Origin of the sequence: Pseudorhodoferax sp. Leaf265, assembly GCF_001422365.1 — a bacterium.
GTDB lineage: Bacteria > Pseudomonadota > Gammaproteobacteria > Burkholderiales > Burkholderiaceae_C > Pseudorhodoferax.
On sequence record NZ_LMMT01000040.1, the window covers coordinates 337,925 to 360,924 of the forward strand.

At 70.1% G+C, this 23,000-nt stretch carries 21 protein-coding genes; 18 read left to right on the top strand and 3 right to left on the bottom strand.

What is annotated here, in order from left to right; translation table 11 throughout:
• Positions 1 to 8: 8 nt before the first annotated feature.
• The 13 genes from ASF45_RS32975 to ASF45_RS33035 all read left to right on the top strand — a co-directional run bounded on the left by ASF45_RS32975 (position 9) and on the right by ASF45_RS33035 (position 14,620).
• On the top strand, positions 9 to 1,388 hold the full coding sequence (locus ASF45_RS32975; RefSeq protein WP_056673763.1) for an aminotransferase: 1,380 nt from the start codon (positions 9 to 11) through the stop codon (positions 1,386 to 1,388).
• A 1-nt stretch (position 1,389) separates the two neighbouring features.
• Positions 1,390 to 2,427: a histone deacetylase family protein gene (locus tag ASF45_RS32980; protein WP_056673766.1), complete on the top strand. Its 1,038-nt coding sequence runs from the start codon at positions 1,390 to 1,392 to the stop codon at positions 2,425 to 2,427.
• Positions 2,424 to 3,668, top strand: coding sequence for a Zn-dependent hydrolase (locus ASF45_RS32985; RefSeq protein WP_056673768.1), 1,245 nt, complete (start codon positions 2,424 to 2,426; stop codon positions 3,666 to 3,668). Before ASF45_RS32980 ends, ASF45_RS32985 begins: the two co-directional genes overlap by 4 nt.
• On the top strand, positions 3,665 to 4,552 hold the full coding sequence (locus ASF45_RS32990; protein ID WP_056673771.1) for a DMT family transporter: 888 nt from the start codon (positions 3,665 to 3,667) through the stop codon (positions 4,550 to 4,552). Before ASF45_RS32985 ends, ASF45_RS32990 begins: the two co-directional genes overlap by 4 nt.
• Positions 4,553 to 4,582: 30 nt before the next feature.
• Entirely contained in the window at positions 4,583 to 5,272 is a 690-nt protein-coding gene (locus ASF45_RS32995; protein WP_056673774.1) for a GntR family transcriptional regulator, read from the top strand.
• Positions 5,273 to 5,983: 711 nt separating this feature from the next.
• A complete protein-coding gene (locus ASF45_RS33000) occupies positions 5,984 to 6,688 on the top strand; it encodes an SDR family oxidoreductase (protein ID WP_056673777.1) in 705 nt (234 codons plus the stop codon).
• 9 nt (positions 6,689 to 6,697) lie between these two features.
• A complete protein-coding gene (locus tag ASF45_RS33005; protein WP_056673780.1) occupies positions 6,698 to 7,726 on the top strand; it encodes a histone deacetylase family protein in 1,029 nt (342 codons plus the stop codon).
• A gap of 2 nt (positions 7,727 to 7,728) precedes the next feature.
• On the top strand, positions 7,729 to 8,820 hold the full coding sequence (locus tag ASF45_RS33010) for a phosphotransferase (RefSeq protein WP_056673783.1): 1,092 nt from the start codon (positions 7,729 to 7,731) through the stop codon (positions 8,818 to 8,820).
• Positions 8,813 to 10,081: an aspartate aminotransferase family protein gene (locus ASF45_RS33015; RefSeq protein ID WP_056673786.1), complete on the top strand. Its 1,269-nt coding sequence runs from the start codon at positions 8,813 to 8,815 to the stop codon at positions 10,079 to 10,081. The genes ASF45_RS33010 and ASF45_RS33015 overlap by 8 nt, the downstream gene beginning before the upstream one ends.
• Before the next feature lie 43 nt (positions 10,082 to 10,124).
• The gene (locus tag ASF45_RS33020; RefSeq protein WP_056673789.1) at positions 10,125 to 10,901 is read left to right on the top strand and encodes a sterol desaturase family protein; all 777 of its coding nucleotides are present in this window, start codon (positions 10,125 to 10,127) and stop codon (positions 10,899 to 10,901) included.
• Positions 10,840 to 11,790: a fatty acid desaturase gene (locus tag ASF45_RS33025; RefSeq protein ID WP_082551409.1), complete on the top strand. Its 951-nt coding sequence runs from the start codon at positions 10,840 to 10,842 to the stop codon at positions 11,788 to 11,790. Before ASF45_RS33020 ends, ASF45_RS33025 begins: the two co-directional genes overlap by 62 nt.
• A gap of 8 nt (positions 11,791 to 11,798) precedes the next feature.
• Positions 11,799 to 13,703 (top strand): beta-ketoacyl-ACP synthase III, encoded by a 1,905-nt coding sequence (locus ASF45_RS33030; protein WP_056673795.1) that lies wholly within the window; start codon positions 11,799 to 11,801, stop codon positions 13,701 to 13,703.
• Positions 13,700 to 14,620, top strand: coding sequence for a hypothetical protein (locus ASF45_RS33035; protein WP_056673797.1), 921 nt, complete (start codon positions 13,700 to 13,702; stop codon positions 14,618 to 14,620). Before ASF45_RS33030 ends, ASF45_RS33035 begins: the two co-directional genes overlap by 4 nt.
• Position 14,621: 1 nt before the next feature.
• Here the strand turns inward: ASF45_RS33035 and ASF45_RS33040 are convergent, their stop codons facing one another.
• The 3 genes from ASF45_RS33040 to ASF45_RS33050 form a co-directional block, all read right to left on the bottom strand.
• The gene (locus ASF45_RS33040; protein WP_056673800.1) at positions 14,622 to 15,872 is read right to left on the bottom strand and encodes a D-amino acid dehydrogenase; all 1,251 of its coding nucleotides are present in this window, start codon (positions 15,870 to 15,872) and stop codon (positions 14,622 to 14,624) included.
• A 110-nt stretch (positions 15,873 to 15,982) separates the two neighbouring features.
• The gene (locus ASF45_RS33045; protein ID WP_056673803.1) at positions 15,983 to 16,477 is read right to left on the bottom strand and encodes a cupin domain-containing protein; all 495 of its coding nucleotides are present in this window, start codon (positions 16,475 to 16,477) and stop codon (positions 15,983 to 15,985) included.
• A gap of 14 nt (positions 16,478 to 16,491) precedes the next feature.
• Positions 16,492 to 18,363 (bottom strand): diguanylate cyclase domain-containing protein, encoded by a 1,872-nt coding sequence (locus ASF45_RS33050; protein ID WP_156473274.1) that lies wholly within the window; start codon positions 18,361 to 18,363, stop codon positions 16,492 to 16,494.
• A gap of 198 nt (positions 18,364 to 18,561) precedes the next feature.
• Between ASF45_RS33050 and ASF45_RS33055 the strand changes: the two genes are divergently transcribed.
• The 5 genes from ASF45_RS33055 to ASF45_RS33075 all read left to right on the top strand — a co-directional run bounded on the left by ASF45_RS33055 (position 18,562) and on the right by ASF45_RS33075 (position 22,996).
• Positions 18,562 to 19,608: an amino acid ABC transporter substrate-binding protein gene (locus ASF45_RS33055; RefSeq protein ID WP_056674411.1), complete on the top strand. Its 1,047-nt coding sequence runs from the start codon at positions 18,562 to 18,564 to the stop codon at positions 19,606 to 19,608.
• A gap of 9 nt (positions 19,609 to 19,617) precedes the next feature.
• Positions 19,618 to 20,661, top strand: coding sequence for an amino acid ABC transporter substrate-binding protein (locus tag ASF45_RS33060; RefSeq protein ID WP_056673809.1), 1,044 nt, complete (start codon positions 19,618 to 19,620; stop codon positions 20,659 to 20,661).
• Between the two features lie 71 nt (positions 20,662 to 20,732).
• Positions 20,733 to 21,521, top strand: coding sequence for a GntR family transcriptional regulator (locus ASF45_RS33065; protein ID WP_056673812.1), 789 nt, complete (start codon positions 20,733 to 20,735; stop codon positions 21,519 to 21,521).
• The gene (locus tag ASF45_RS33070; protein WP_056673815.1) at positions 21,518 to 22,312 is read left to right on the top strand and encodes a transporter substrate-binding domain-containing protein; all 795 of its coding nucleotides are present in this window, start codon (positions 21,518 to 21,520) and stop codon (positions 22,310 to 22,312) included. The genes ASF45_RS33065 and ASF45_RS33070 overlap by 4 nt, the downstream gene beginning before the upstream one ends.
• Positions 22,313 to 22,333: 21 nt before the next feature.
• Positions 22,334 to 22,996, top strand: coding sequence for an amino acid ABC transporter permease (locus ASF45_RS33075; RefSeq protein ID WP_056673817.1), 663 nt, complete (start codon positions 22,334 to 22,336; stop codon positions 22,994 to 22,996).
• Positions 22,997 to 23,000: the final 4 nt, after the last annotated feature.

Below are 23,000 nucleotides of genomic sequence, written 5' to 3' on the forward strand. Positions count from 1 at the left end.
GGAGCCCCATGGCCAAAGACCTGCTGAGCACCGGCGCCAAAGACGTCGCCACCCACCTGCACTCCTACACCAACCTGGCCGCGCTGCCGCAGACGCCGCCGCTGGTCATCGTGGGCGGCGACGGCATCCACGTCGTCGACGACCAGGGCAAGCGCTACGTCGAGGGCATGTCGGGCCTGTGGTGCGCCTCGCTGGGCTTTTCCAACAAGCGCCTGGCCGCAGCCGGCGCCAAGGCCCTGGACACCCTGCCCTACTACCACACGTTCAACCAGCGCACCAACGTGGCCGTGGCCGATCTGGCCGAGAAGCTGCTGGCGCTGGCGCCCGTGCCCATGGCCCGCGTGTTCTTCGCCAACTCGGGCTCCGAGGCCAACGACAGCGCAGTCAAGATGGTCTGGTACTACCACAACGCCATCGGCCAACCCGCCAAGAAAAAGATCATCGCGCGCCGCAATGCCTACCACGGCGTGACCGTGGCCGCGGCCAGCCTAGGCGGCCTGGACGGCAACCACCGCGACTTCGACCTGCCGATTGCCACCGCACCCGAAGCCCGCTTCCTGCACGTGGACTGCCCGCACCACTACCGCCACGCCCAGGACGGCGAGACCGAGCAGGACTTCTCCACGCGCCTGGCCAAGCAGCTCGAAGAACGCATCCTGGCCGAAGGCCCCGAGACCGTGGCCGCCTTCATCGCCGAGCCCGTGATGGGCGCGGGCGGCGTGCTCGTGCCGCCGGCCGGCTACTTCGAGAAGGTGCAGGCCGTGCTGCGCAAGTACGACGTGCTCATGATCGCCGACGAGGTGATCTGCGGCTTCGGCCGCACGGGCAACATGTTCGGCTCGACCACGCTGGGCATCCGGCCCGACATCCTGACCTGCGCCAAGGCGCTGTCCTCGGGCTACGTGCCGATCTCGGCCGTCATGGTCAACGACAAGGTGCACAGCGCGATTGCAGCCAACAGCGGCAAGCTGGGCAGCTTCGGCCACGGCTACACCTACTCGGGCCACCCGGTCGCCTGCGCCGTGGCGCTGGAGACGCTGCAGGTGTACGAGGACGAAAAGCTGCTCGACCATGTGCAGGCGCTGGCACCTGCCTTCCAGGCCGGCCTCAAGAGCTTCGCCGAGCGCCGCTGGGTCGGCAACGTGCGCGGCGTGGGCCTGATCGGCGCCATCGAACTCATGGCCGACAAGGCCGCGCGCACGCCGTTCGCGGCCGACAGGAAGGCAGGCTACCGTTTCGCCGCACTGGCGCTGGAAGAAGGCCTGATCGTGCGCGCCATGGGCGACAGCATCGGCCTGTGCCCGCCGCTCATCATCACCGCGGCCGAGCTGGCCGACCTGTTCGCACGGCTGACGCGCGCCATGGACCGCTTCGAAGCGGAGATGTGACATGCAGGCCTTCTTCTCCGACGACCAGCTGCTGCACGACCCGCAGCAGTACATGCGCCTGGGTGTCATCTGCAAGCCCACCGACCTGCCCACGCGCGCCGAGGCGCTGATGGGCACGCTGGCCCAGCGCGGCATCACGGTCGCCGCGCCGCCCGAGGCCGGCCGTGCCGCGCTGGAGCTGGTGCACAGCACCGATTACCTCAACTACCTGGAAACGGCCTACGCCCGCTGGCAGCAGGCCGGCGCCTTCGGCCTGCAACCCGGCCCCGAGGTGCTGCCCAACCTCTCGCCGCACGGCCCGCGCAGCGGACCCTGCCCCTCGCCCTCGGTGGTGGCGCAGACCGGCTGGTACATCGGCGACCTGTCCTGCCCCATCGGCCCGCACACCTGGCGCTCGGTGCTGCGCTCCGCCCATGCCGCGCAGGCCGCGGCCGAGACCGTGCGCGCCAGCGGCGGCCTGGCCTACGCGCTGTGCCGCCCCTCGGGCCACCATGCCCAGCACGCACGCGCGGGTGGCTTCTGCTACGTGAACAACAGCGCCATCGCCGCCGCCACGCTGCGCCAGACGCATGCGCGCGTGGCCGTGCTCGACATCGACGCCCACCACGGCGATGGCACGCAGCAGATCTTCTACGAGCGCGGCGACGTGCTGACCGTCTCCACGCACGCCGACCCCGCGGGCTACTACCCCTGGTACACGGGCTACGCGCACGAGCGCGGCGCCGGTGCCGGCGAAGGCTGCAACCTGAACCTGCCGCTGGCCCATGGCAGCGGCAACGCCGAGTTCGCCCAGGCGCTGGACCAGGCCGTGACCGCCATCGAGCGCTTCGCGCCCCAGGCCCTGGTGCTGCCGCTGGGCTTCGACACCTACAAGGACGACCCGATCAGCGTGCTCAAGTTCGACATGGAAGCCTTCCGCCTGGCCGGTGCGCGCGTGCGCGCCCTGGGCCTGCCCACCGTGGTGGTGCAGGAAGGCGGCTACATGGTGGAGGCCATCGGTGCCGCACTCGATGCCTTCCTGGAAGGATTGAACGCATGACGGTCTCGGTCAACGGCGAGAGGCTCTGGCAGAGCCTCATGGATCTGGCCCAGATCGGCGCCACGCCCAAGGGCGGCAACTGCCGGCTCGCGCTGAGCGCCCTGGACGGCCAGGGCCGCGACCTCGTGGTCGGCTGGATGCGCGAGGCCGGTCTCGCGATCACGGTCGACGAAGTGGGCAACATCTTCGGCGTGCGGCCGGGCCGCGACGCTTCGCTCAGGCCGGTCATGACGGGCAGCCACATCGACACCCAGCCCACGGGCGGCCGCTTCGACGGCTGCTTCGGCGTGATGGCCGGGCTGGAAGTCATGCGCACGCTCAACGACGGGGGCATCGAGACCGAGGCGCCGCTCGCGCTCGCCATCTGGACCAACGAGGAAGGCACACGCTTCGTGCCCGTCATGATGGGTTCGGGCGTGCACTGCGGCGTGTTCCCGCTGGAGACTGCGCTCTCGGCCACCGACGTGGACGGCAAGGCCGTGCGCGACGAGCTGGTGGCCATTGGCTACGCGGGCAGCGCGCCCATCGGCACCGTGCAGGCCGCCAGCTACCTGGAGGCCCACATCGAGCAGGGCCCGATCCTGGAGGCCGCGGAGACCACCATCGGCGTGGTCACGGGCTCGCTGGGCCTGCGCTGGTACGACGTGACGGTCACAGGCATGGAGGCCCATGCCGGCCCCACGCCCATGGCGCTGCGCCGCGACGCGCTGTACGCCGCCACCCACCTCATGCAGGCCGTGGTCGACATCGCCAACGATCCCGCGTTCGCCCCGCTGGGCCGCGGCACCGTGGGCGTGGTCAACGTGCACCCGGCCTCGCGCAACGTGATCCCGGGCCGCGTCACGTTCACCGTCGACCTGCGCCATGAAGATGCCGCGCTGCTGGACCAGATGGAGCAGCGCTTTCGCGCAGCGGCCGCTGCGCTCTCCGCGGGCAAGACCACGGGCACGCCCGTGCAGGTGGACATCGCCTTCGTGCAGGAATTCCCGCCCACGCCCTTCGACCGCACGCTGGTCGAGCGCGTGCGCAGCGAGGCCATCGCGCGCGGTTTGAGCCAGCGCGACATCGTGACCGGCGCCGGCCACGACGCCGTCTACATGGCGCGCTGCGTGCCCACCGCGATGATCTTCGTGCCTTGCAGGGACGGCATCAGCCACAACGAGGTGGAGGACGCCGATCCCAAGCACCTGGAGGCCGGGGCGAACGTGCTGCTGGGAGCGATGCTCGCTCAAGCGACATGAGTTCCGTACCGGCCTCGACATCGGTGCCACGCGACAGCGCGGCCACCGGCATCGCGCTGTTCCTGGGCGCCTTGGTGCTGTTCGCGGCCTACGACGCCTTCGCCAAGCAGATGGTCGCGCACTACGCGCCGGCCGTCGTGAACCTGGGCCGCTACACCGCCATCGGCGCGCTGGCTTTGGTGCTGCTGCGCCATGGCGACCTGCGCCTGTGGCGCCAGCCGCACCAGAAGCTGCTCATGGCGCGCAGCGTGTCGCTGGCCATCGTGGCCACCTGCTTCATGACGGCGCTGGTCACCATGCCGCTGGCCGAGGCCACGGCCATCTACTTCACGGCCCCGCTGATCATGGTCGTGCTCTCGCCCTGGCTGCTCGGCGAGCGCGTGGGCCGCGCGCAGTGGACGGCCGTGCTGCTGGGCTTCGCCGGCATGCTGTGCATCGTGCGGCCCGGCGGTAGCCTGCCGCTGGTCGGCACGCTGCTGATGGCCGTCTCGGCTGTCTGCTACGCCATCTTCCAGGTGCTCACGCGCAAGCTCTCGGGCCTGGTGCCCGGCCCGGTCCAGTTCGCCCACATGGCGCTGGCCTGCCTCATCGTCACCAACATCCCCGTGCTGTTCATGCCGCACGTCACGCTGCCGCCCTGGCCCGAGATGGCGCTGCTGATCGCCGGCGGCGCCGTGAGCGGCAGCGCCCAGCTGCTGTTGCTGGCCGCGTTCCGGCGCGTCGGCGCGGCCACGCTGGCACCGCTCAACTACGTGCAGCTGCTGCTGGCCGTGCTGATCAGCACGCTGTGGTTCCAGCGGCCGCCGGACGCACTGGCACTGGTCGGCATGGCGTTGATCGGCGTCGCGGGGGTGTACCTCGCGCGGGCGCGCAGGCCCGTCTAGATCCAACACACGAGACAAAGGGAGCACACCATGGTCACCAGCCGGCTTGAGGCCGCCGCACCGCCCGCCTTCTCCTCGATCCAGGTGCCCGATCTGGTCGGCGTGGTCGAGGCACAGTTGCAGGAAGCCATCCTGTCGGGCCGCATCGCGCCCGGCGAGCGCATCGTCGAGGCCGAGCTCGCCAGGCAGATGGGCGTGAGCCGCGCACCCGTGCGCGAGGCCGCGCGCCGGCTCGAGAGCCTGGGCCTGCTGGTCTCGCGGCCACGCCACGGCTTTGCCGTGCGCACGGTCTCGGCCAAGCAGGTCAACGACCTCTACGAGGTGCGCATCCAGCTCGAACTGCTGGGCGCCGCGCTGGCCTGCCAGCATGCCAGCGACGCCGAGCTGGCGGCGATGGATGCGCGCGTGAACGACATGGTGGAGCGCGCCGAGACCCTGGCCTCGCAGGAGCGCGTGGCGCTGGACCTGGACTTCCATTTCGCGATCAGTGCGCTCTCGGGCAACCATTACCTGCACCGGCTGTTCGACAACATGCAGACCGAGGTGCGCATGTTCCTGGCGCTCAGCGAAGACAGCTACGGCGACCTGAAGGAACTGGCCGAAACGCACCGGCCGATCGCCCATGCGCTGGCCAGGCGGGATGTGGATGCGGTGCAGCATGCGTTGCGCTTCCACCTCGAAGATGCCAAGGCGCATGCCAGTGGCTTGTTCAAGAACTGAGATGCGCAGCCCCGCCAAGAACATCGGCCGAGCGAAGCGACGGCCCGAACGCCAGGCCGAGCGCAGCGATGGCCCGTGTGGGACTTCCCCCTGTGCACCTGCCGAGGAGCGCAGTGCCATGGGCTGCGCGGGGAACCTCGCGCTTTGTGAACTGACTCATTGCGCTTGTTCGAATGCAGTGAACGAAGTGAACAGCATGAGTTGCGCAATGCAGCCCATGGCGCGAGCACCGCAGGTTGCCCGGAGCGCCAGCGCAGGGACAGGGGCACCGGGGTCGCCTTCTTTTGCTTACTTTTCTTGGCGAGACAAGAAAAGTCAGTCGTCGTGCGGGGGCGAAATCCCCGCCTCCTCACCTCGATCAGACGTGGTGTTTCTTGCAGACACCAGAGGCCGGGATGTGCGCCCGGCAGCGCAGTCACTTTCTCTTGCTCCGCCAAGAGAAAGTAACCAAAGAGAAGGCGGCCCCGGTGCCCCCGTCCCTGCGCTGGCGCTCCGGGCAACCTGCGGTGCTCGCGGCCTGGGCGCATTGCACAACTCGCACCGTTCACTGCGTTCACTCAGCTCGAACAAGTGCAATGAGTCAGATGTTGAAGCGCGAGGTTCCCCGCGCCGCCCAGTCCACTGCGCTCCTCGGCGTGGGCACAGGGGTGGGCGCGGGGTCACATGCGGGCCATCGCTACGCTCGGCCACGCCAGTAGAGAGGCTAACAACATGAGCAACCGCACCCGCATCGCCATGGTCAGCGGCGGCACCCGCGGCATCGGCCTGGCCATCGCCCGCGAACTGCTGGCCCACGGCTGGCGCGTGAGCGTGGGCGCACGCAGCGCCACCGACGCCTACGCCGGCTGCAGCACCGACCAGCTGCGCGTCTACCGCTTCGACGCCGAAGACAAGCAGAGCGAGACCGACTGGGTGGCCGCCACCGTGCGCGACTTCGGCGGCATCGACGTGCTGGTGCACAACGCCGGCATCCTGTCCACGCGCTCGGTCGTCGCGGCCGACGACGACGAAGTCGACCGCCTGCTCGAGGTCAACGTCAAGTCGCCGCTACGCCTCACGCGCAAGGCCTGGCCTCACCTGCTGGCCGCGCGCGAAGGCAAGGTGCTGGTGATGGCCTCGCTCGCGGGCAAGCGCGTGCGCCATGCCGACGCCTCGCTCTACGCGCTCAGCAAGGCCGCGGTGCTCTCGCTGGCGCATGGCATCCGCCATTGCGGTGCCGAGGCCCGCGTGCGCTGCACAGCCCTGTGCCCCGGTTTCGTCGCGACCGACATGGTGGCCGGCCTGCCGCTCGAACAGCAGCAGCAGGCCACGCGGCCCGAGGACATCGCCCACATCGCGCGCACCGTGCTCGAACTCCCCGCTTCGGCCAGCGTGGCCGAGGTCCCCATCAGCTGGACCGTCGAACCCCAATACTGAAAGCCCAACATGAAAGTCATCTACAGCGACCAGCACGTCGGCCACGACCCCCAGCAGTTCATCGTGCGCGGCCGCATGAAGCGCAGCAACGAGCAGCCCGAGCGCGGCACGCTGCTGCTGAACGCCGCCCGCGCGCAGGGCCATGAGATCCTCGCGCCCGCGGACCACGGCCCCGGCCCGCGCGCCGCGATCCACACGCCGCAGTACCTGCGCTTCCTGGAGACCGCCTGGGAGCGCTGGCAGCAGCTCGAAGGCGCGTCCGAAGAGGTGATGCCCAACGTGCACCCCTTCCCGGGCCAGCCCTTCACCTACCCCGACAGCCTGGTCGGCCAGGCCGGCTACCACATGGGCGACATGGCCTGCTCCATCGGCCGCCACACCTGGCATGCCGCGACCTGGTCGGCCCACGTGGCCACGCACGCGGCCCAGCTGGTGTTGGACGGTGAACGCGCCGCCTACGCGCTGTGCCGCCCTCCAGGCCACCATGCCTATGCCGACCGCGCGAACGGCTTCACCTACCTCAACAACGCGGCCATCGCGGCCCAGCACCTGCGCCAGCAGCACGACCGCGTGGCCATCCTGGACATCGACGTGCACCATGGCAACGGCACGCAGGGCATCTTCTGGCGCCGCAAGGATGTGCTGACCATCTCGCTGCACGGCGACCCGCATTTCTGCACGCCCTTCTTCACAGGCCATGCGCACGAGGTCGGCGAAGGCGAAGGCCTGGGCTACAACCTGAACCTGCCACTGGCCCGCGGCACGCAGGACGAAGGCTTCCTGGCGGCGCTGGCCACGGCCCTGGCCACCATCCGCGCCTACGCGCCGGGTGCGCTGGTCGTGGCCCTGGGCCTGGACGCGCACGAGCACGACCCCTACCAGATGCTGGCCGTCAGCACGCCCGGCTTCGGCCGCATCCTGGGCGAGATCGCGCGCCTGGGCCTGCCGACCGTGCTGGTGCAGGAAGGCGGCTACCTGTCGGAAGACCTGGGGCCCAACCTGGCGAGCGCGCTGGGCGGGTTCGAGAAGGCGGCCTGAGCATGGAAGACCTGGACGCCGCGATCCGCGCGGCCTTGCCCGAGGCCGCCGTGCTGACCGCCCCGCCGGCCCCGGTCGCCACCGACTGGGCGGCCGACCTGCTGCAACGCCTGTACGGCATGCAGGGCCAGCTCAAGCCGCTCACGGGTGAGCGCGATGCCAACTTCCTGCTGGAGCCGGCCGGCGGCGGCGCGCGCTGCATGCTCAAGCTCTCGCACCCGGACGAAGACCCGCTCGTGGCGGACTTCCAGACCCAGGCGCTGCTGCATGTCGCGCGCACCGACCCCGGCCTGCCCGTGCAGCGCCTGCTGCCGGATCGGCACGGCGCACCCTCAGCGCAGATCCAGGATGCTGAAGGCCGCACGCGCGTGGCCCGCGTGTTCAGCTACCTCGAAGGCCTGCCCATGCCGCAGGCGCCGCGCTCGGCCGCGCAGCGCAGCAGCGTGGCCCGCATGCTGGCCCGGCTCGACCGTGCGCTGGCCGGCCTGGAGCATCCGGCCGCCGCGCGCGAGCTGCCCTGGGACATCCAGCGCGCCGACCGCGTTCGCCCGCTGCTCGTGCATGTGGCCGACCCGGCCCGCCGCGCACTGGCCGAGGCCGCGCTGGCCGGTTTCGAGCAGCGCACCAAGCCGAAGCTGGCTGGCCTGCGCCGCCAGCCCATCCACAACGACTTCAACCTCTACAACCTGCTGGTCGACCCGGCCGATCCTGCCCGTGTCTCCGGCATCCTGGACTTCGGCGACATGGTGCACGCGCCGCTCGTGGACGACCTGGCCGTCGCAGCCTCTTACCACATCGACGAGCAGGGCGATGCGCTGGCCACCATCGCGCAGTTCGCGGCCGACTACCACGCGGTCTCGCCCTTGACCGACGCAGAAACCATGGCGCTGCTCGACCTCGTGCGCGCACGCCTGTCCATGGTGGTGGCGATCAGTGGGTGGCGCGCGGCACGCCAGCCCGAAAACGCGCCCTATCTGATGCGCAACAACGCCGTGTCGTGGGCCAGGCTGCAGGCCTGCGCCGACCTGACGCCCGAACAGGTGCAGGACGCCATCCACGCGGCCTGCCGCACCCAGGAGACCACCCATGCCTGAGACATCGACCGTCGATTTGCTCGCGCGCCGCGCCCGCCTGCTGGGTCCGGCCTACCGGCTGTTCTACGAAGAGCCCTTCCACCCCGTGCGCGGCGAAGGCGTGTGGCTCTACGACGCCGCAGGCACGCCCTGGCTGGACGCCTACAACAACGTGGTGCCGCTGGGCCATGCGCGGCCCGAGGTGGTCGAAGCCATCGCGCGCCAGGCCTCCGTGCTCAACACGCACACGCGCTATCTGCACGAAGGCATCCTCGACTACGCCGAGCGCCTGCTGGCCACCATGCCGGCCGAACTCGGCCATGCCACCTTCACCTGCACGGGCAGCGAGGCCAACGACCTGGCCATGCGCATCGCCACGGCCCACACGGGCGGCACCGGCCTCATCGTGACGCGCTTCGCCTACCACGGCGTGACCTCGGCCATTGCCTGCGCCTCGCCCTCGCTGGGCCAGTACGTGCGCATCGGCGACAACGTGCGGCTGGTCGATGCGCCCACGGGCGGCGATGCCGAGACCGGCAAGCGTTTCGCCGACGGCGTGCGCGCCGCCATCGCCGACCTGCAGGCCCATGGCCTCAAGCCCGCTGCCCTGCTCGTGGACACCGTGTTCTCCAGCGACGGCGTGTTCACGGCCCCGGCCGGCTTCCTGCGCGAGGCCGTGGAAGCCATCCACGCGGCCGGCGGCGTGTTCATCGCCGACGAAGTGCAGCCCGGCTTCGGCCGCACGGGCGAGGCCTTCTGGGGCTTTGAGCGCCACGGCGTAGTGCCCGACATGGTGACCATGGGCAAGCCCATGGGCAACGGCCACCCGGTCGCGGGCCTCACGGTACGCCCCGAGGTCATGAAAGCCTTCGGCCAGGCCAGCCGCTACTTCAACACCTTCGGCGGCAACCCGGTCTCGATGGCTGCGGCCTCGGCCGTGCTCGACGTGATCCAGCAGAACGACCTGCAGCGCAATGCGCTCAACGTGGGCAATTACCTGCGCGAGAAGCTGGCCGCGCTGGGCCAGCGCCATGCCATCGTGGGCGAGGCGCGCGGTGCCGGCCTGTTCGTGGGCCTGGAACTCGTGAGCGACCGCGCCACGCGCGCGCCGGCGACGGCCGAGGCGGCCAAGGTCGTCAACGGCCTGCGCCGGCGCCAGGTGCTGCTGAGCGCGACCGGACCCGATGCCAACGTGCTCAAGATCCGCCCGCCGCTGGTGTTCCAGCGCGAGCATGCAGACCTGCTGGTCGAGCGGCTGGACGAGGTGCTGGGCACGCTCTGAGCGCGGGAGGGGATGGCGCTGGGCTATCCTTCGGCCCGCAACCATGGGCCAAGCCTTCCAATCCCTCTCGATGCCGGCCGTCATGGCCTGGGGCCTGCTGTTCTTCGGCGGCATCTACCTCGTCTTCGGCGCGCTGAACTGGCTGCTCACGCGCCGCCTGCTGCCGGCGCTGGGCATCGGCCGCGTGCTCGACCCCCGGCCGGTCACGTCCGAGCAGCTGCGGCGCGAACTGCTGCAGTCAGGCGGCTCGGTGCTGGTCTTCGGGCTGGGCATGGTCTTTCCCTGGGGCCTGCTGCAGCTGGGCTGGGCCCGCTTCGCGGTCGACCCCAGCGGCTGGCGCATCGCGCTGGAGATCCTGGTGCTCGTGGTCTGGAACGACATCCACTTCTGGATCAACCACCGCCTGCTGCACACGCGCTGGCTCAAGCGCTTCCACGGCCCGCACCACCGCTCCATGGTCAGCACGCCGTGGTCCACCTACAGCTTCCACCCGGTGGAAGCGGCCATGCTGGGCAACGTGATCCTGCTGCCCATGGTGCTGCACGACTTCAGCTTCTGGGCGCTGGCCTCGGTGCCGGTGTTCAGCCTCGTGCTCAACAACATCGGCCACGCCAACTACGACTTCTTCACCCAGGTGTCCTACGGCCACTGGTTCGCGGCCAGCCGGCGCCACCACCTGCACCATGCGGCGCATGCGGGCAACTACGGCTTCCAGTTCACGTTCATGGATCGCCTGTTCGGCACGCGGCTTCCTGCCGATGCCGCCGATCCGCAGATCGCCGCCTGGCGGCGCAGGCAGGCCCGGCGTGCGCAGGGCTGACCGGCTCCCGCGCCTGCGCCACCGCAGCGACTGGCAGAGCCTGCTCTACCTGGTGGCGCTGCCGGCGCTGGCCGCCTGGCAATGGATCCATGGTTTCCACCTGCTGCTCTACGCGCTGATGCTGTTCCTCACGCTGGGCATCGGCGTGATCCACCACAACCACACGCACCTGCGCATGTGGCGCGGGCGCCGCACCAACCGCGCCACCGACCTCTGGATCACGCTGCTGCAAGGCCATCCGAGCTTCGTGTTCTGGCCGGCCCACGTGGCCAACCACCACCGCCACCGGCACGGGCCCGAGGACGTGGCGCGCACCTACCGCTTCGGCGGCGACACCAACCACCTGCTGGGCTACCTGCTGCATCCGCTGCAGGCGGCCTGGGTGCTGTACCCGCTGTTCCTGCGCTGGCTGGCCCGGCTCCATCGGCACCAGCCCGGCGCCTTCCGCTACTGCATGGCGCAGTACGCGGTGTGGCTGGGATCCTGGGCGCTGCTGCTGGCGCTCGATTGGCGCAAGGCGCTGCTGTTCGTGATCGTGCCGCAGCTGCACGGCCTGCACTGGCTGCTGGCCACCAACTACCTGCAGCACGCGCATGCCGACGGCAGCGCCAGCGGGCGCCAACCGCAGGGCCGGCTCAACTACGCACGCAACTTCGAGGGCTGGCTCAATCCGCTGCTGTTCAACATCGGCCTGCACACCGCCCACCACGAGCACCCGCACGCCCATTGGTCCGAACTGCGCGGCCTGCACCATGCGCACTACCGCGCGCGCGTCGATCCGGCCCTCAACGAAGGCGGCCTCGTGCCCTATATGCTGCGTGTGTTCGTGCTCGGCAGCGTGCTGCCGCGCTACCGCAGCCGCTCGCTGATGCCGGCCACAACACATTGACCCACAACATGCCCGTCACCTTCGACCGTGTCTTCGTCCAGAGCGCCGGCTACTTCATGCCCGGTGAGCCCGTGGCCAATGCGCAGATGGACGCCTACATCGCGCCGCTGAACCGGATGTCCTCGCGCATCCAGCGCCGCATCCTGGCCGAGAACGGCATCCAGCAGCGCTACTACGCCATCGACACCGAAGGCCGCACCGTCTTCAGCAACGCCCAGATGGCGGCCCATGCCGTGCGCGACTGCCTGCAGCGCGCAGGCCGCCTGCTTTCCGACGTCTCGCTGCTGGCCACCGGCAGCTCGGGCGGCGACACGCTGATGCCGGGCTTTGCCAACATGGTGCAGGGCGAACTCGCCGCGCCGCCCATGGAGACGCTGTCGGTGCACGGCATCTGCGCAGCCGGTGTCTCGGCCATCCAGGCCGCCGCGCAGGGCGTGCAGTTGGGTGCGCACCGCGCCGCGCTGGCCGTGGCGGCGGAGATGCCCTCGCGGCTGTTCAAGCGCTCGCGCTTCGCAGCGCGCGGCTACGAGACCGACTTCGACTCGCACTTTCTGCGCTGGATGCTGTCCGACGGCGCCGGCGCGCTGCTGCTCTCCGACAGCCAGGCCGCCCTGCCCCGGGCGCCCGGCCTGCGGCTGCAGCTCAAGTGGGTCCACCAGCGCGCGTTCTCGGGCGACTACCCGGTCTGCATGCAGCTGGGCCTGACCGAAGACCGCGCGCGCGGCCACCTGGATTTCGACTCCTGGACCGATGCCGAGGCGGCCGGCGCGCTCTCGCTGCGCCAGGACATCCGGCTGCTGCCGCACCTGTTCGACATCGGCATCCACGAGTACGCCCAGCTCGTGCACGGCGGCTGGCTCGATCCGTCCAAGGTCGACCACTTCCTGTGCCACTACTCCTCGGAGAAGTTCATCCCGGTGGTCGAGGACCTCATGGACAAGGCGGGCCTGGCGATCCCGCGCGAGCGCTGGTACAGCAACCTGGCCTGGCGCGGCAACACGGGCGCGGCCTCCATCCTCGTGATGCTGGCCGAGTTCCTGCAGACGCGCGAAATCAAGGCCGGCCAGCAGCTGTTCTGCTACGTGCCCGAGTCGGGCCGCTTCATGGCGGCCTACATGCTGCTGGAGGTCCAGGAGGCCGATGCGCCCGTCCCGGCACGCCCGGCCGCGCGCGTGGCAGCGCCGGACGAAATCAGCATCGCCCCGCCGCACGACCCGGCGACCGCCCCCGCGCCGCTGCGCGACCTGCTGACCGAGCTGGCCGCCATCTGGCACGGCTACCGCTCGGAGGTCTGGCGCACGCCGCTCGTGCGGCAGATCCGCGAACGCCGCTTCGCCGTGCCCGACTACCTGAACTGGATGGAGCACTGGGTGCCCCAGGTGCGCGAGGGCAGCCTGTGGATGCGCGAGGGGGCGGCTTCGCTGAGCGCGCCCTACCAGGGCCTGGCCGCACTGATCGGCGTGCATGCCGGCGAGGAGCAGAACGACTTCCAGATCCTGTTCGACGACTACCGCCAAGCCGGCGGCACCACCGGCGACATCGCCGCGCTGCGCCGCAACCCGGGCGGCGAGGCGCTCAACGCCTACCTGCACCGCCTGGCCGCCACGCCCGATCCGTTCGGCCTGCTGGGTGCGATCTACATCATCGAGGGCACGGGCCAGCGCATCGTGCCGGCCCTGCTGCCGCTGCTGCGCGCTGCCTTGCCGCTGCCGCCGGCGTGTTTCCGTTTCCTGGAATACCACGGCCACAACGACGAGAACCACCTGGCGCGCTGGCTCATGGCGGTCGAGATGGTCATGGCACTGGACGAAGGCGGCCGCGCCGCGCAACAGATCGTCGCCACCGCGCGCCACACGGCGGCGTTGTACCTGATGCAGTTCCAGCACGTCACCGAAGGGCGCCCTTCGCCATGAGCAAGAAGCTCCTGCCCGACTTCCTGGCCCGCGCCCACGACGACCGCGACCCCAGCCCCTGGCTGGCCCTGTGGCTGGACCAGAGCACGCCCCTGCCCGACCCCGTGAAGACGGCCTGGCTGGCCGACTCCAGCTCCGCCTCGCGCCAGTACCTGCTGCCCTTCCTGCGGCCGCTGGCGCGCACGGTCATCGTGCTGCTGCAGGTGCTCAAGGTGTTCTTCCCGCGCAACTGGTCGCACTCGGGCGCGCTGCACGGGCTGCTGGTCTGGGGGCTCAAGCGCTTCGTGTCACCCGAGGCGAACTGGCTGATCCTGCGGCACTTCCACCTGGGCTCGCAGGTGCTGGCCTTCATCGGGCGCAACTCGCCCGCGCCGGTGCCCACGAGCCCGCTGGAGCCAGCCGACATCGACGCGCTGCGCGACGACCTGTTCTTGAAGCACGACCTGAACCTGTTCAACTTCGTGATCCGGCTGAACCAGGCGCTGCGCGACCAGGGCCTGGAGCTGCGCAAGCCCGCGCACCTGGACCTCACGATGCTGCGCGACCCGGGCCTGCAGCTCGAGGACATGCCGCGCGGCCGGCTCAACTTCCTGGACCTGCAGAGCGCCATCGAGCTGTTCACGCCGCTCTACCAGTTGCTGCTGACCGACAACGACTTCTGGCGCGCGGCCAACTCGCTGCAGCTGGACGAGACCATCGGCATCTACTGCGCCACGCTGCTGGCCGCGCCCGAGCACCTGGTGCTGGTCAACAACAAGCACCCGCTGGTGCCGCTGTCCACGCTGCGCGCGGGGCACCGGCTGGTCATCCACGGCCTGTCGACCGAGATGCTGCACGCGCTCTTGATGCGCTTCAAGGCGGCGCAGGCCGAGGGCGGTGTGGTGCACACCACCAGCGGCGACGCGTCCGCTCGGTAGCTCAATAGCGCGCGAGACTCAGGCCTTCGGTGTCGATGGCCGGCTGGCGGCCCGCCAGCCAGTCGGCCATGAGGCGGCCGGTGCCGGCCGCCATGGTCCAGCCCAGCGTGCCGTGGCCCGTGGACAGCCACAGCTTGGGGTAGCGCGTGGGGCCCAGGATGGGCGTGCCGTCCGGCGTCATGGGCCGCAGGCCGCACCAGAACTTGGCTTGCGACAGATCACCGCCCGTGGGGAACAGGTCGCTGACCACATGGTCCAGCGTGCGCCGGCGCTCGGGTTTCAGGCTCAGGTCGAAGCCGCCCAGTTCGGCCGTGCCGCCCACGCGGATGCGGTCGCCCAGGCGCGTGACGGCCACCTTGTGCGTCTCGTCCATGACCGTGGATTCGGGCGCGCCCTTGGCGTCGGTGATCGGCAACGTCAGCGAGTAGCCCTTGACCGGGTAGACCGGCAGGTGCAGGCCCAGGGGCTGCAGCAGCAGCGGCGAGTAGCTGCCCAGCGCGACCAGATAGCGATCGGCCTGCAACAGGCCCGCATCGGTGCGCACACCCGTGATGTCGCCGCCGGCCTGGGCCATGCCCTGGATGTTGACCCCGTAGCGGAACTGCACGCCCAGGCCTTCGGCCAATTGGGCCAGGCGTTGGGTGAACAGGAAGCAGTCGCCGGTCTCGTCGCCGGGCAGGCGCATACCGCCCACGAACTTCTGGCGCACGGCCTGCAGCGCGGGCTCGTGGCGCACGCAGCCATCCATGTCCAGCACCTCGTAGGGCACGCCGTACTGCTTCAGCACCTCGATGTCGCCGGCCGTGCCGTCGAGCTGCTTTTGCTCGCGGAACAGCTGCAAGGTGCCCTGGCTGCGCTCGTCGTAGGCGATGCCGGTCTCGGCGCGCAGCGCCTGCAGGCAGTCGCGGCTGTACTCGGCCACGCGCACCATGCGCGCCTTGTTGATGCGGTAGCGCTCGGCCGTGCAGTTGCGCAGCATGGAAGCACTCCAGCGCCACATGGCCGGGCTCAGCAGCGGCTGGATCACCAGCGGGCTGTGGTGCATCAGGAGCCACTTGATGGCCTTGACCGGCACGCCCGGGCCGGCCCAAGGTGCGGAGTAGCCCGGCGAGACCTCGCCCGCATTGGCGAAGCTGGTCTCCATGGCCGGTGCCGGCTGGCGGTCGACCACCGTGACCTCGTGCCCGTCGCGCGCCAGATAGAAGGCCGCCGTCGTGCCGATCACGCCACTGCCCAAGACCACCACTTTCATGCCCGCCCTCCCGCGATTTGTGTGGCGGGATTGTGCGAGCGAAGACCCTGGCGCGGCGGCCCGCGCCGCCGATCACATCCGCCATTAGCGGCGCTGATCGGCGCCGGACATCAGACCCCGCCGTGCGGGTGCGTGGGATCGACCCAGAGCACGGTGTCGGGCTTCTCCACGGGCGCGATGTCCAGGTTCACGGCCACGGCCTCCCCGTCGCTGCGGCACAGCACGCACTCCAGCGCCTCGGTGGCGCTGGCGTTGATCTCCTGGTGCGGCACATAGGGCGGTACGTAGATGAAGTCGCCGGGCCCGGCTTCGGCGGTGAATTCAAGCTGCTCGCCCCAACGCATGCGCGCGCGCCCGCGCACCACGTAGATCACGCTTTCCAGGTGGCCGTGGTGGTGGGCGCCGGTCTTGGCGTTGGCGTGGATGGTCACGGTGCCGGCCCACAGCTTGCTGGCGCCCACGCGCGCGAAGTTGATCGCGGCCTTGCGGTCCATGCCGGGCGTCTGCGCGGTGTTGCCGTCCAGCTGGTTGCCGGGCACCACGCGCACGCCGTCGTGCTTCCAGCGCGTGGCGTCGTCGTCATGGTGGTGGTGTTCGTGTGCCATGCAATCTCCCTGTTCTATTCGAAGGCAAAGGTCTTGAGCGCGCGGCGCTGGCGCTTGACGCTGTACATCGCGGCGTCGGCGTCCATCAGCACCTGCTCCGGGCTCTCCTGGCTGCCCACCAGCAGGCGGATGCCGATGCTGGCCGAGCAGCGGTGCGTCTCGCCGCGCAGCTGGTCGTTGCGCTCGATCGCGTCGAGGATCTTGTCGGCCACGGTGTTGACATGGTCGGCCGCGGTCTTCTCGTCCACGCCGAGCTCTTCGAGCAGCACCACGAACTCGTCGCCGCCCAGCCGCGACACGGTGTCGTGCTGGCGCACCGCGGCCTGCAGCCGGCGGCCGATCTCGATCAGCAGCTGGTCGCCGACCTCATGGCCGAAGCTGTCGTTGACGCGCTTGAAGCCGTCCAGGTCGATGAACAGCACGCCGAAGTAGCTGCGCTGGCGGCTGCTGGACAGCTGGGCCTGGCGCAGCCGGTCCATCAGCAGGCGCCGGTTCGGCAGCCGCGTGAGCGGGTCGTTGAAGGCCATGGCGCGGATCTCCGCCTCCATGGCCTTGCGCCGGCTGATGTCCCGCGCAATGACCGAGATGCCGGCGATGCGCCCACGCGCGTCGAGCACGGGCGAGACCGCCATCGACACATCGATCACCGTGCCGTCCTTGCACATGCGCTGGGTCTCGTAGGCCTGCAGGCTCTCGCCGCGCTGCACGCGCGCGATCAGCATGGCGTCTTCGGCGCGCCGGCCCGCCGGCGCCAGCCGCGCGGCCGACTGGCCCAGCATCTCGGCCTCGGTGTAGCCGAACATCTGCTCTGCACCGCGGTTCCAGGTGGTGATGCGTCCCTGCAGGGTCTTGCTGACGATGCTGTCCGACGAGGTTTCCACGATGGCCTCGAAGCGGTTGTGCAGCGCGCGCAGCTGGCGGCGCGACGAGCGCACCTGCACCATCCAGGCCCACAGCGTGAGCACGATCGTCAGGCCCGCCAGCGCCGCCACCATCAGCGTGTTGGCACGCCAGCCGGCCATGGCGTCCTGCATGGACTGCCCCACCACCACATAGAACGGGTGGTCGCGCAGGCGCCGGTAGGCGTTCAGGCGCTGGTGGCCGTCCACGGTTCCCGCGGCCTCGTACGAGCCTTCCGCCGGTGCCAGGCGCACGGCCTGGCGCAAGCCGTCCGATACGCCGACGGGCGCGCCCTGCACCGCCGGGTGGTAGTGCACGGCCTGCAGATCCTCGGTGCGCAGCGAGGCGGCACCATGCGCGCCGAAATCGACCCCGTCGAACAACTGGTCGAACTGGGTGCCGGACATGCCGGCGAACACCACGCCGCGCAGTGCGCCGCCAGCATCGCGCACCGCCCTGGCGAACACGACGCGGGATGCACCGTCCTGCGCGCCGGCCGGCCCGCCCTGAACCGGCCCGACCACCACCACCAGCGCGCCGCGCGGTTCGGCCACCGCGCGCCGGAAGAACGCCTGCGCGCCGACCTGCGCCATGGACGCGGGCAAGGCCGCGGTGTGCAGCCGCACGGCACCGTCGGCATCGGCGATGGCGACGTCTTGCAGGTCGACCCGCGCCAGGCGCGGCTGCACCTGCAGCGCCCCACCCCCGCCCGTGGCGCTGCCCTGCAGCAGCGCCCCATGGCGCGATGCCACCAGTTGCAGGTAGACGTCGATCTTGTCGAAGTTGTCGGAGAGCTGTGCCTCGATCAGCCGCGTGAGGTTTTGTGTTCCCACCAGGGCACGCTCGCGGCTGCGCGCGTGGTCGGTGGCGATCGCCAACACCGCCAGCGCCAGCACCAGCACGATGACCAGCAAGGGGCCAGCGGCCTGGCCCAGCCAGGGCGGCAGCATGGGCAGGCGGGCGCGGGAAGCTTCGGGAGCGTTCATGCGGGTCGTGACGTGCGGCTGGAGACGGCCATTCTAGGAGGCCGCCCGGCCCACCGCCGGCATGCAAGCCATCCCAGGTTCTCGCACCGCATGCACCGTGCTGCGCTACTATTTGCCGGCGCCCAATACCAAATTCCCGAAAGGATTGGCACAAGATATGCGCACTTCACGAATGCGGCGACAGGCCATATGACCGCGATGCGCACGAAGTCGACGACGGCCTGGTGGCGTCGCGTGGCCATCGCGCTCGGCATGCTGGCGCTGGCGCCTGGCGCCACGCAGGCGGGCCCCACGCTGGAGGCTGTGCGCGCGCGCGATGCCCTGCTGTGCGGCATCAGCCCCGGCATGCTGGGCTTCTCGCACCCCGGCACCGCGCCCGGCAGCTGGGAGGGCATGGACGTGGACATCTGCCGCGCCGTGGCGGCCGCCGTGCTGGGCAGCAGCGACAAGGTGACGTTCGTGCACCTGCAGGTCGACGAGCGGTTGCCGGCCCTGCGCGAGGGGCGCTTCGACATCCTCGCCTTCGCCGCCAGCTACACCATGTCGCGCGACACCAGCATGGGCGTGCGGGCCACGGTGGTCACCTACTACGATGGCCAGGGCTTCCTGGTGCGGACGGCCAGCAAGCTGCGCAACACGCGCCAGCTGCGCGGCAAGCCGATCTGCGTGACGACCACGGGCAGCTCCGAGCAGACGCTGCAGGAGTACTCCAACGCCCAGAAGATGGACTTCAGGCTGCTGCGCTTTGCGCGCTTCAAGGAGGCCACCGAGGCCTACCTGGCCGGCCGTTGCGCCGCCATCTCGGCCGACGCCACCAGCCTCGCCGTGGTCCGGCGCACACAGACGCCGCTGCCGGCCGACCACCTGATCCTGCCCGAGCTGATCTCCAAGGAGCCGCTGGGCCCGCTGGTGCGCCGCGGCGACGACGAGTGGGCCAGCGTCGTCAGCTGGGTGATCCAGGGTCTGATCGCGGCCGAGGAGCACGGCGTGACGCGTGCCAACGTGGTCCAGCAGGCCGCCAGCAGCCCGAACGCCGAGGTGCAGCGCATGCTGGGGCGCAGCGGCGACACCGGCAAGATGATCGGCCTGGAGCGCGACTGGCTGCTCAACGCGCTGCGCGCCACGGGCAACTACGGCGAGATCTTCGCCCGCAACGTCGGCGCCGATTCGCCGCTGGGCCTGCCGCGCGGCCTCAACGCGCTGTGGAACCACGGCGGCCTGCAATACGCGCTGCCGATCCGCTGAAGCACCGGCATGCCCCGCTGCCTGCACCGGCCCACCGTCCTGCTGCGCCGCGGGGCGCTGCTGCTCGCGCTGGCCCTGGCCGGCCCCTGCAGTGCAGGCCCCACGCTGGAGGCCGTGCGCGCCCGCGGCCAGTTGGTGTGCGGCGTCAACACCATGCTGCTGGGTTTTGCCGCACCCGATGCACAGGGCCGCTGGCAGGGTTTCGACGTGGACCTCTGCCGTGCCGTGGCCGCCGCGGTGCTGGGCAACGCAGAGAAGGTGCAGTACGTGGGCCTGTCGGCGCCGCAGCGCTTCGTGGCGCTGCAGAGTGGCGCGATCGACCTGCTGTCGCGCAACACCACGATCACGCTGGCGCGCGAAGCGTCCATGGGCCTGCACATGACGGCCGTGGCCTTCTACGACACCCAGGGCTTCATGGTGCCGGCCAGGAGCCGCATCCGCTCGACGCGCCAGCTCAAGGACAAGACCGTCTGCGTGCAGCAGGCCACCACCACGGTGCGCAACCTGGCCGAGTACTCGCGCAACCACCGGCTGGAGCTCAAGACGCTGGCCTTCGAGGACTTCGACGAGGTCAACACCGCTTACTTCGCCGGCCGCTGCGATGCCTACAGCGGCGACATGTCGCAGCTGGCCTCGCTGCGCGCGCGCCTGGCGACCGCGGCCGACCTGCATGTGCTGCTGCCCGAGATCGTCGCCAAGGAGCCGCTGGGGCCCATGGTCCGGCGCGGCGACGCCGAATGGACCGCCATCGTGCGCTGGGTCATCTACGGCCTCATCGAGGCCGAGGAATTCGGTGTGACCCAGGCCAACCTGGAGCAGCTGCGTGCCAGCAGCCAGGAGCCGGCCGTGCAGCGCATCGTGGGCACCGGCGACGACCTGGGCAAGCTGCTGGGTCTGGAGCGCGACTGGCTCGCGCGCGCGATCCGCACCACGGGCAACTACGGCGAGATCTTCGAGCGCCACCTGGGCCGCAACACGCCCCTGGGCCTGCCCCGCGGGCTGAACAGCCTGTGGAACAAGGGCGGCCTGCACTACGCTTTACCCGTGCGCTGACCAGCACCGCGCGCCAGTCTGGTGCATCCATCTTGCATACCAGCAGGCACGCTTCCTGCTGATGCAGGTGCATGCCCAGCACCGCATCCGAGATCAGCGAACGCATCATCCAGGCCGTCATGGCGCAAAAGCTCGCGCCCGGGGCCCGCCTGGGCGAGCAGCCGCTGGCCATGCTGTTCGACTGCAGCCGCACCGTGGTGCGCGAAGCGCTCACGCGGCTGGCGGCGCGCGGCATCGTCACGGTCAGCGCGCGGCGCGGCTGGTATGTGATCGAGCCGTCCGAGGACGAGGCGCGCGAGGCCTTCGCGGCCCGCCGCGTGATCGAGACCGGGCTGATCCGCAGCCTCACCGCGGTGCACAAGCCCGCACTGAAAAAGCTCAAGGCCCACCTGGCGCGCGAAAAGGCCGCACTGCAGGGCAGCGATGTGGGCGCGCGCAGCTTCCTGCTCGGCGACTTCCATGTCTGCCTGGCCGAATGCCTGGGCAATTCGTTGTTGGCCGACACGCTGCGCGACTACACGGCGCGCACCACACTGATCGCCATGCTGTACCAGTCGCCGAACAACGCCGAGGCCTCCTGCGAGGACCACGTGCAAATCGTCGCGGCCCTGGAGCGCGGCGACTTTGCCGCCGCCGAGGCGCTGATGCACCAGCACATCGGCGCCGTGCACGACGCCCTGCGCCTGCCCGTGGAGAACGACCCGCTGGCCCAGTTGCGCGATGCACTGGCGCCGGTCGACGCCCCTGCGGCACAAGTCTTGCGTACAAGAACCTCGCCACGCCGGCCCTCCCGTTCCGATGCACCAGCCTCGGGCGAGGCGCCGGACGAACCATCCACCTACCTCGGAGCCCTGCTATGAAGCACCTGACCCGCCGCCTCGCCCTTGCCACTTCGGCCGCCCTCCTCGCCAGCGTGGCCGTCGGCGCCCATGCCCAGAACGCACTGGACAAGGTCATGGCCAGCAAGAAGATCACCATCGCCATCCCGACCGACTTCCCGCCCTACGGCTTCGTCGGCACCGACATGGCGCCCCAGGGCCTGGACATCGACACCGCGCGTTACATCGCCGACAAGCTCGGCGTCAAAGTGGAGCTGACGCCCGTGACCAGCGCCAACCGCATCCCCTACCTGCAGAGCGGCAAGGCCGAACTGGTGATCTCCACGCTGGGCAAGAACCCCGAGCGCGAGAAGGTGATCGACTTCACGGCCGCGTACTCGCCCTTCTTCCAGGCCGTGTTCGCGCCCAAGACCATGGCCATCAAGAGCTTCGCCGACCTGTCCGGCAAGAGCGTTGGCGTCACGCGCGGCGCGATCGAAGACCAGGAACTGACCAAGCTGGCCCCGGCCGGCACCGACATCAAGCGCTTCGAGGACAACAACGCCACGGTCTCCTCCTTCGTCGCGGGCCAGGTGCAGCTGATCGCCACGGGCGCCTCGGTGGCCGGCAACATGATGGCCAAGAACCCGCAGCTGGGCACCGAGTACAAGCTGCTGCTCAAGGACTCGCCCAACTTCATCGGCGTGGCCAAGGGCGAGGACAAGCTGCGCCTGAAGGTCAACGAGATCCTGGTCGCGGCCAAGGCCTCGGGCGACCTGGACAAGCTGGCCCAGAAGTGGCTCGGCCGCCCGGCCGGCGACCTGCCCCAGTAACGCAGCGCAGAACCACCCGCCATGCGGATCGAATTCGACTTCGGGGCCGTGCTGTCCCAGTGGCCGCTGCTGGCCACGGGGATGCTCTGGACCATCGCGCTGACGGCCATCTCCGCGCTGCTGGGCGTGGCGCTGGGCGTGGTGTTCGCCTGGGTGCGCTCGCACGGCGCCCCGTGGCTCAAGTGGGTGGTCGGCACCTATGTGGAGCTGATCCGCAACACCCCCTTCATCGTGCAGCTGTTCTTCATCTACTTCGGCCTGCCGGCCGCGGGCGTGAAGCTCAATGCCGAGACCGCCTCGGTCATCGCCATGGTGGTGAACCTGTCGGCCTACGCCACCGAGATCATCCGCGCCGGCATCGACGCCACGCCCAAGGGCCAGATCGAGGCGGCCGCCAGCCTGGCGCTCAGCCGCATGCAGACCTTCACGCGCGTGGTGCTGCCGCCCGCGCTCAAGAAGGTCTGGCCGGCCCTGGTCAGCCAGACCATCATCGTGATGCTGGGTTCGGCCGTGTGCGGGCAGATCTCCACGCCCGAGCTGAGCTACGCCGCCAACCTGATCCAGAGCCGCAACTTCCGCGCGTTCGAGGCCTTCATCGTCGCCACGCTGCTGTACCTGCTGCTGGCCATGGCGTTGCGCCGGCTGCTGAACTGGGCCGGCCCGCGCTTCATCTACGGAAGGTAGCCCC

Excerpts from the sequence above, each read along its gene's own strand:
- ASF45_RS32990 (WP_056673771.1), top strand. The coding sequence starts at position 3,665 with ATGAGTTCCGTACCGGCCTCGACATCGGTGCCACGCGACAGCGCGGCC.
- ASF45_RS33030 (WP_056673795.1), top strand. The coding sequence starts at position 11,799 with ATGCCCGTCACCTTCGACCGTGTCTTCGTCCAGAGCGCCGGCTACTTC.
- ASF45_RS33060 (WP_056673809.1), top strand. The coding sequence starts at position 19,618 with ATGCCCCGCTGCCTGCACCGGCCCACCGTCCTGCTGCGCCGCGGGGCG.
- ASF45_RS33015 (WP_056673786.1), top strand. The coding sequence starts at position 8,813 with ATGCCTGAGACATCGACCGTCGATTTGCTCGCGCGCCGCGCCCGCCTG.
- ASF45_RS33020 (WP_056673789.1), top strand. The coding sequence starts at position 10,125 with ATGGGCCAAGCCTTCCAATCCCTCTCGATGCCGGCCGTCATGGCCTGG.
- ASF45_RS33025 (WP_082551409.1), top strand. The coding sequence starts at position 10,840 with ATGCCGCCGATCCGCAGATCGCCGCCTGGCGGCGCAGGCAGGCCCGGC.
- ASF45_RS33055 (WP_056674411.1), top strand. The coding sequence starts at position 18,562 with ATGCGCACGAAGTCGACGACGGCCTGGTGGCGTCGCGTGGCCATCGCG.
- ASF45_RS32985 (WP_056673768.1), top strand. The coding sequence starts at position 2,424 with ATGACGGTCTCGGTCAACGGCGAGAGGCTCTGGCAGAGCCTCATGGAT.
- ASF45_RS33035 (WP_056673797.1), top strand. The coding sequence starts at position 13,700 with ATGAGCAAGAAGCTCCTGCCCGACTTCCTGGCCCGCGCCCACGACGAC.
- ASF45_RS33045 (WP_056673803.1), bottom strand. The coding sequence starts at position 16,477 with ATGGCACACGAACACCACCACCATGACGACGACGCCACGCGCTGGAAG.
- ASF45_RS32975 (WP_056673763.1), top strand. The coding sequence starts at position 9 with ATGGCCAAAGACCTGCTGAGCACCGGCGCCAAAGACGTCGCCACCCAC.
- ASF45_RS32980 (WP_056673766.1), top strand. The coding sequence starts at position 1,390 with ATGCAGGCCTTCTTCTCCGACGACCAGCTGCTGCACGACCCGCAGCAG.
- ASF45_RS33075 (WP_056673817.1), top strand. The coding sequence starts at position 22,334 with ATGCGGATCGAATTCGACTTCGGGGCCGTGCTGTCCCAGTGGCCGCTG.
- ASF45_RS33010 (WP_056673783.1), top strand. The coding sequence starts at position 7,729 with ATGGAAGACCTGGACGCCGCGATCCGCGCGGCCTTGCCCGAGGCCGCC.
- ASF45_RS33000 (WP_056673777.1), top strand. The coding sequence starts at position 5,984 with ATGAGCAACCGCACCCGCATCGCCATGGTCAGCGGCGGCACCCGCGGC.
- ASF45_RS33070 (WP_056673815.1), top strand. The coding sequence starts at position 21,518 with ATGAAGCACCTGACCCGCCGCCTCGCCCTTGCCACTTCGGCCGCCCTC.
- ASF45_RS32995 (WP_056673774.1), top strand. The coding sequence starts at position 4,583 with ATGGTCACCAGCCGGCTTGAGGCCGCCGCACCGCCCGCCTTCTCCTCG.
- ASF45_RS33065 (WP_056673812.1), top strand. The coding sequence starts at position 20,733 with ATGCCCAGCACCGCATCCGAGATCAGCGAACGCATCATCCAGGCCGTC.
- ASF45_RS33040 (WP_056673800.1), bottom strand. The coding sequence starts at position 15,872 with ATGAAAGTGGTGGTCTTGGGCAGTGGCGTGATCGGCACGACGGCGGCC.
- ASF45_RS33050 (WP_156473274.1), bottom strand. The coding sequence starts at position 18,363 with ATGAACGCTCCCGAAGCTTCCCGCGCCCGCCTGCCCATGCTGCCGCCC.
- ASF45_RS33005 (WP_056673780.1), top strand. The coding sequence starts at position 6,698 with ATGAAAGTCATCTACAGCGACCAGCACGTCGGCCACGACCCCCAGCAG.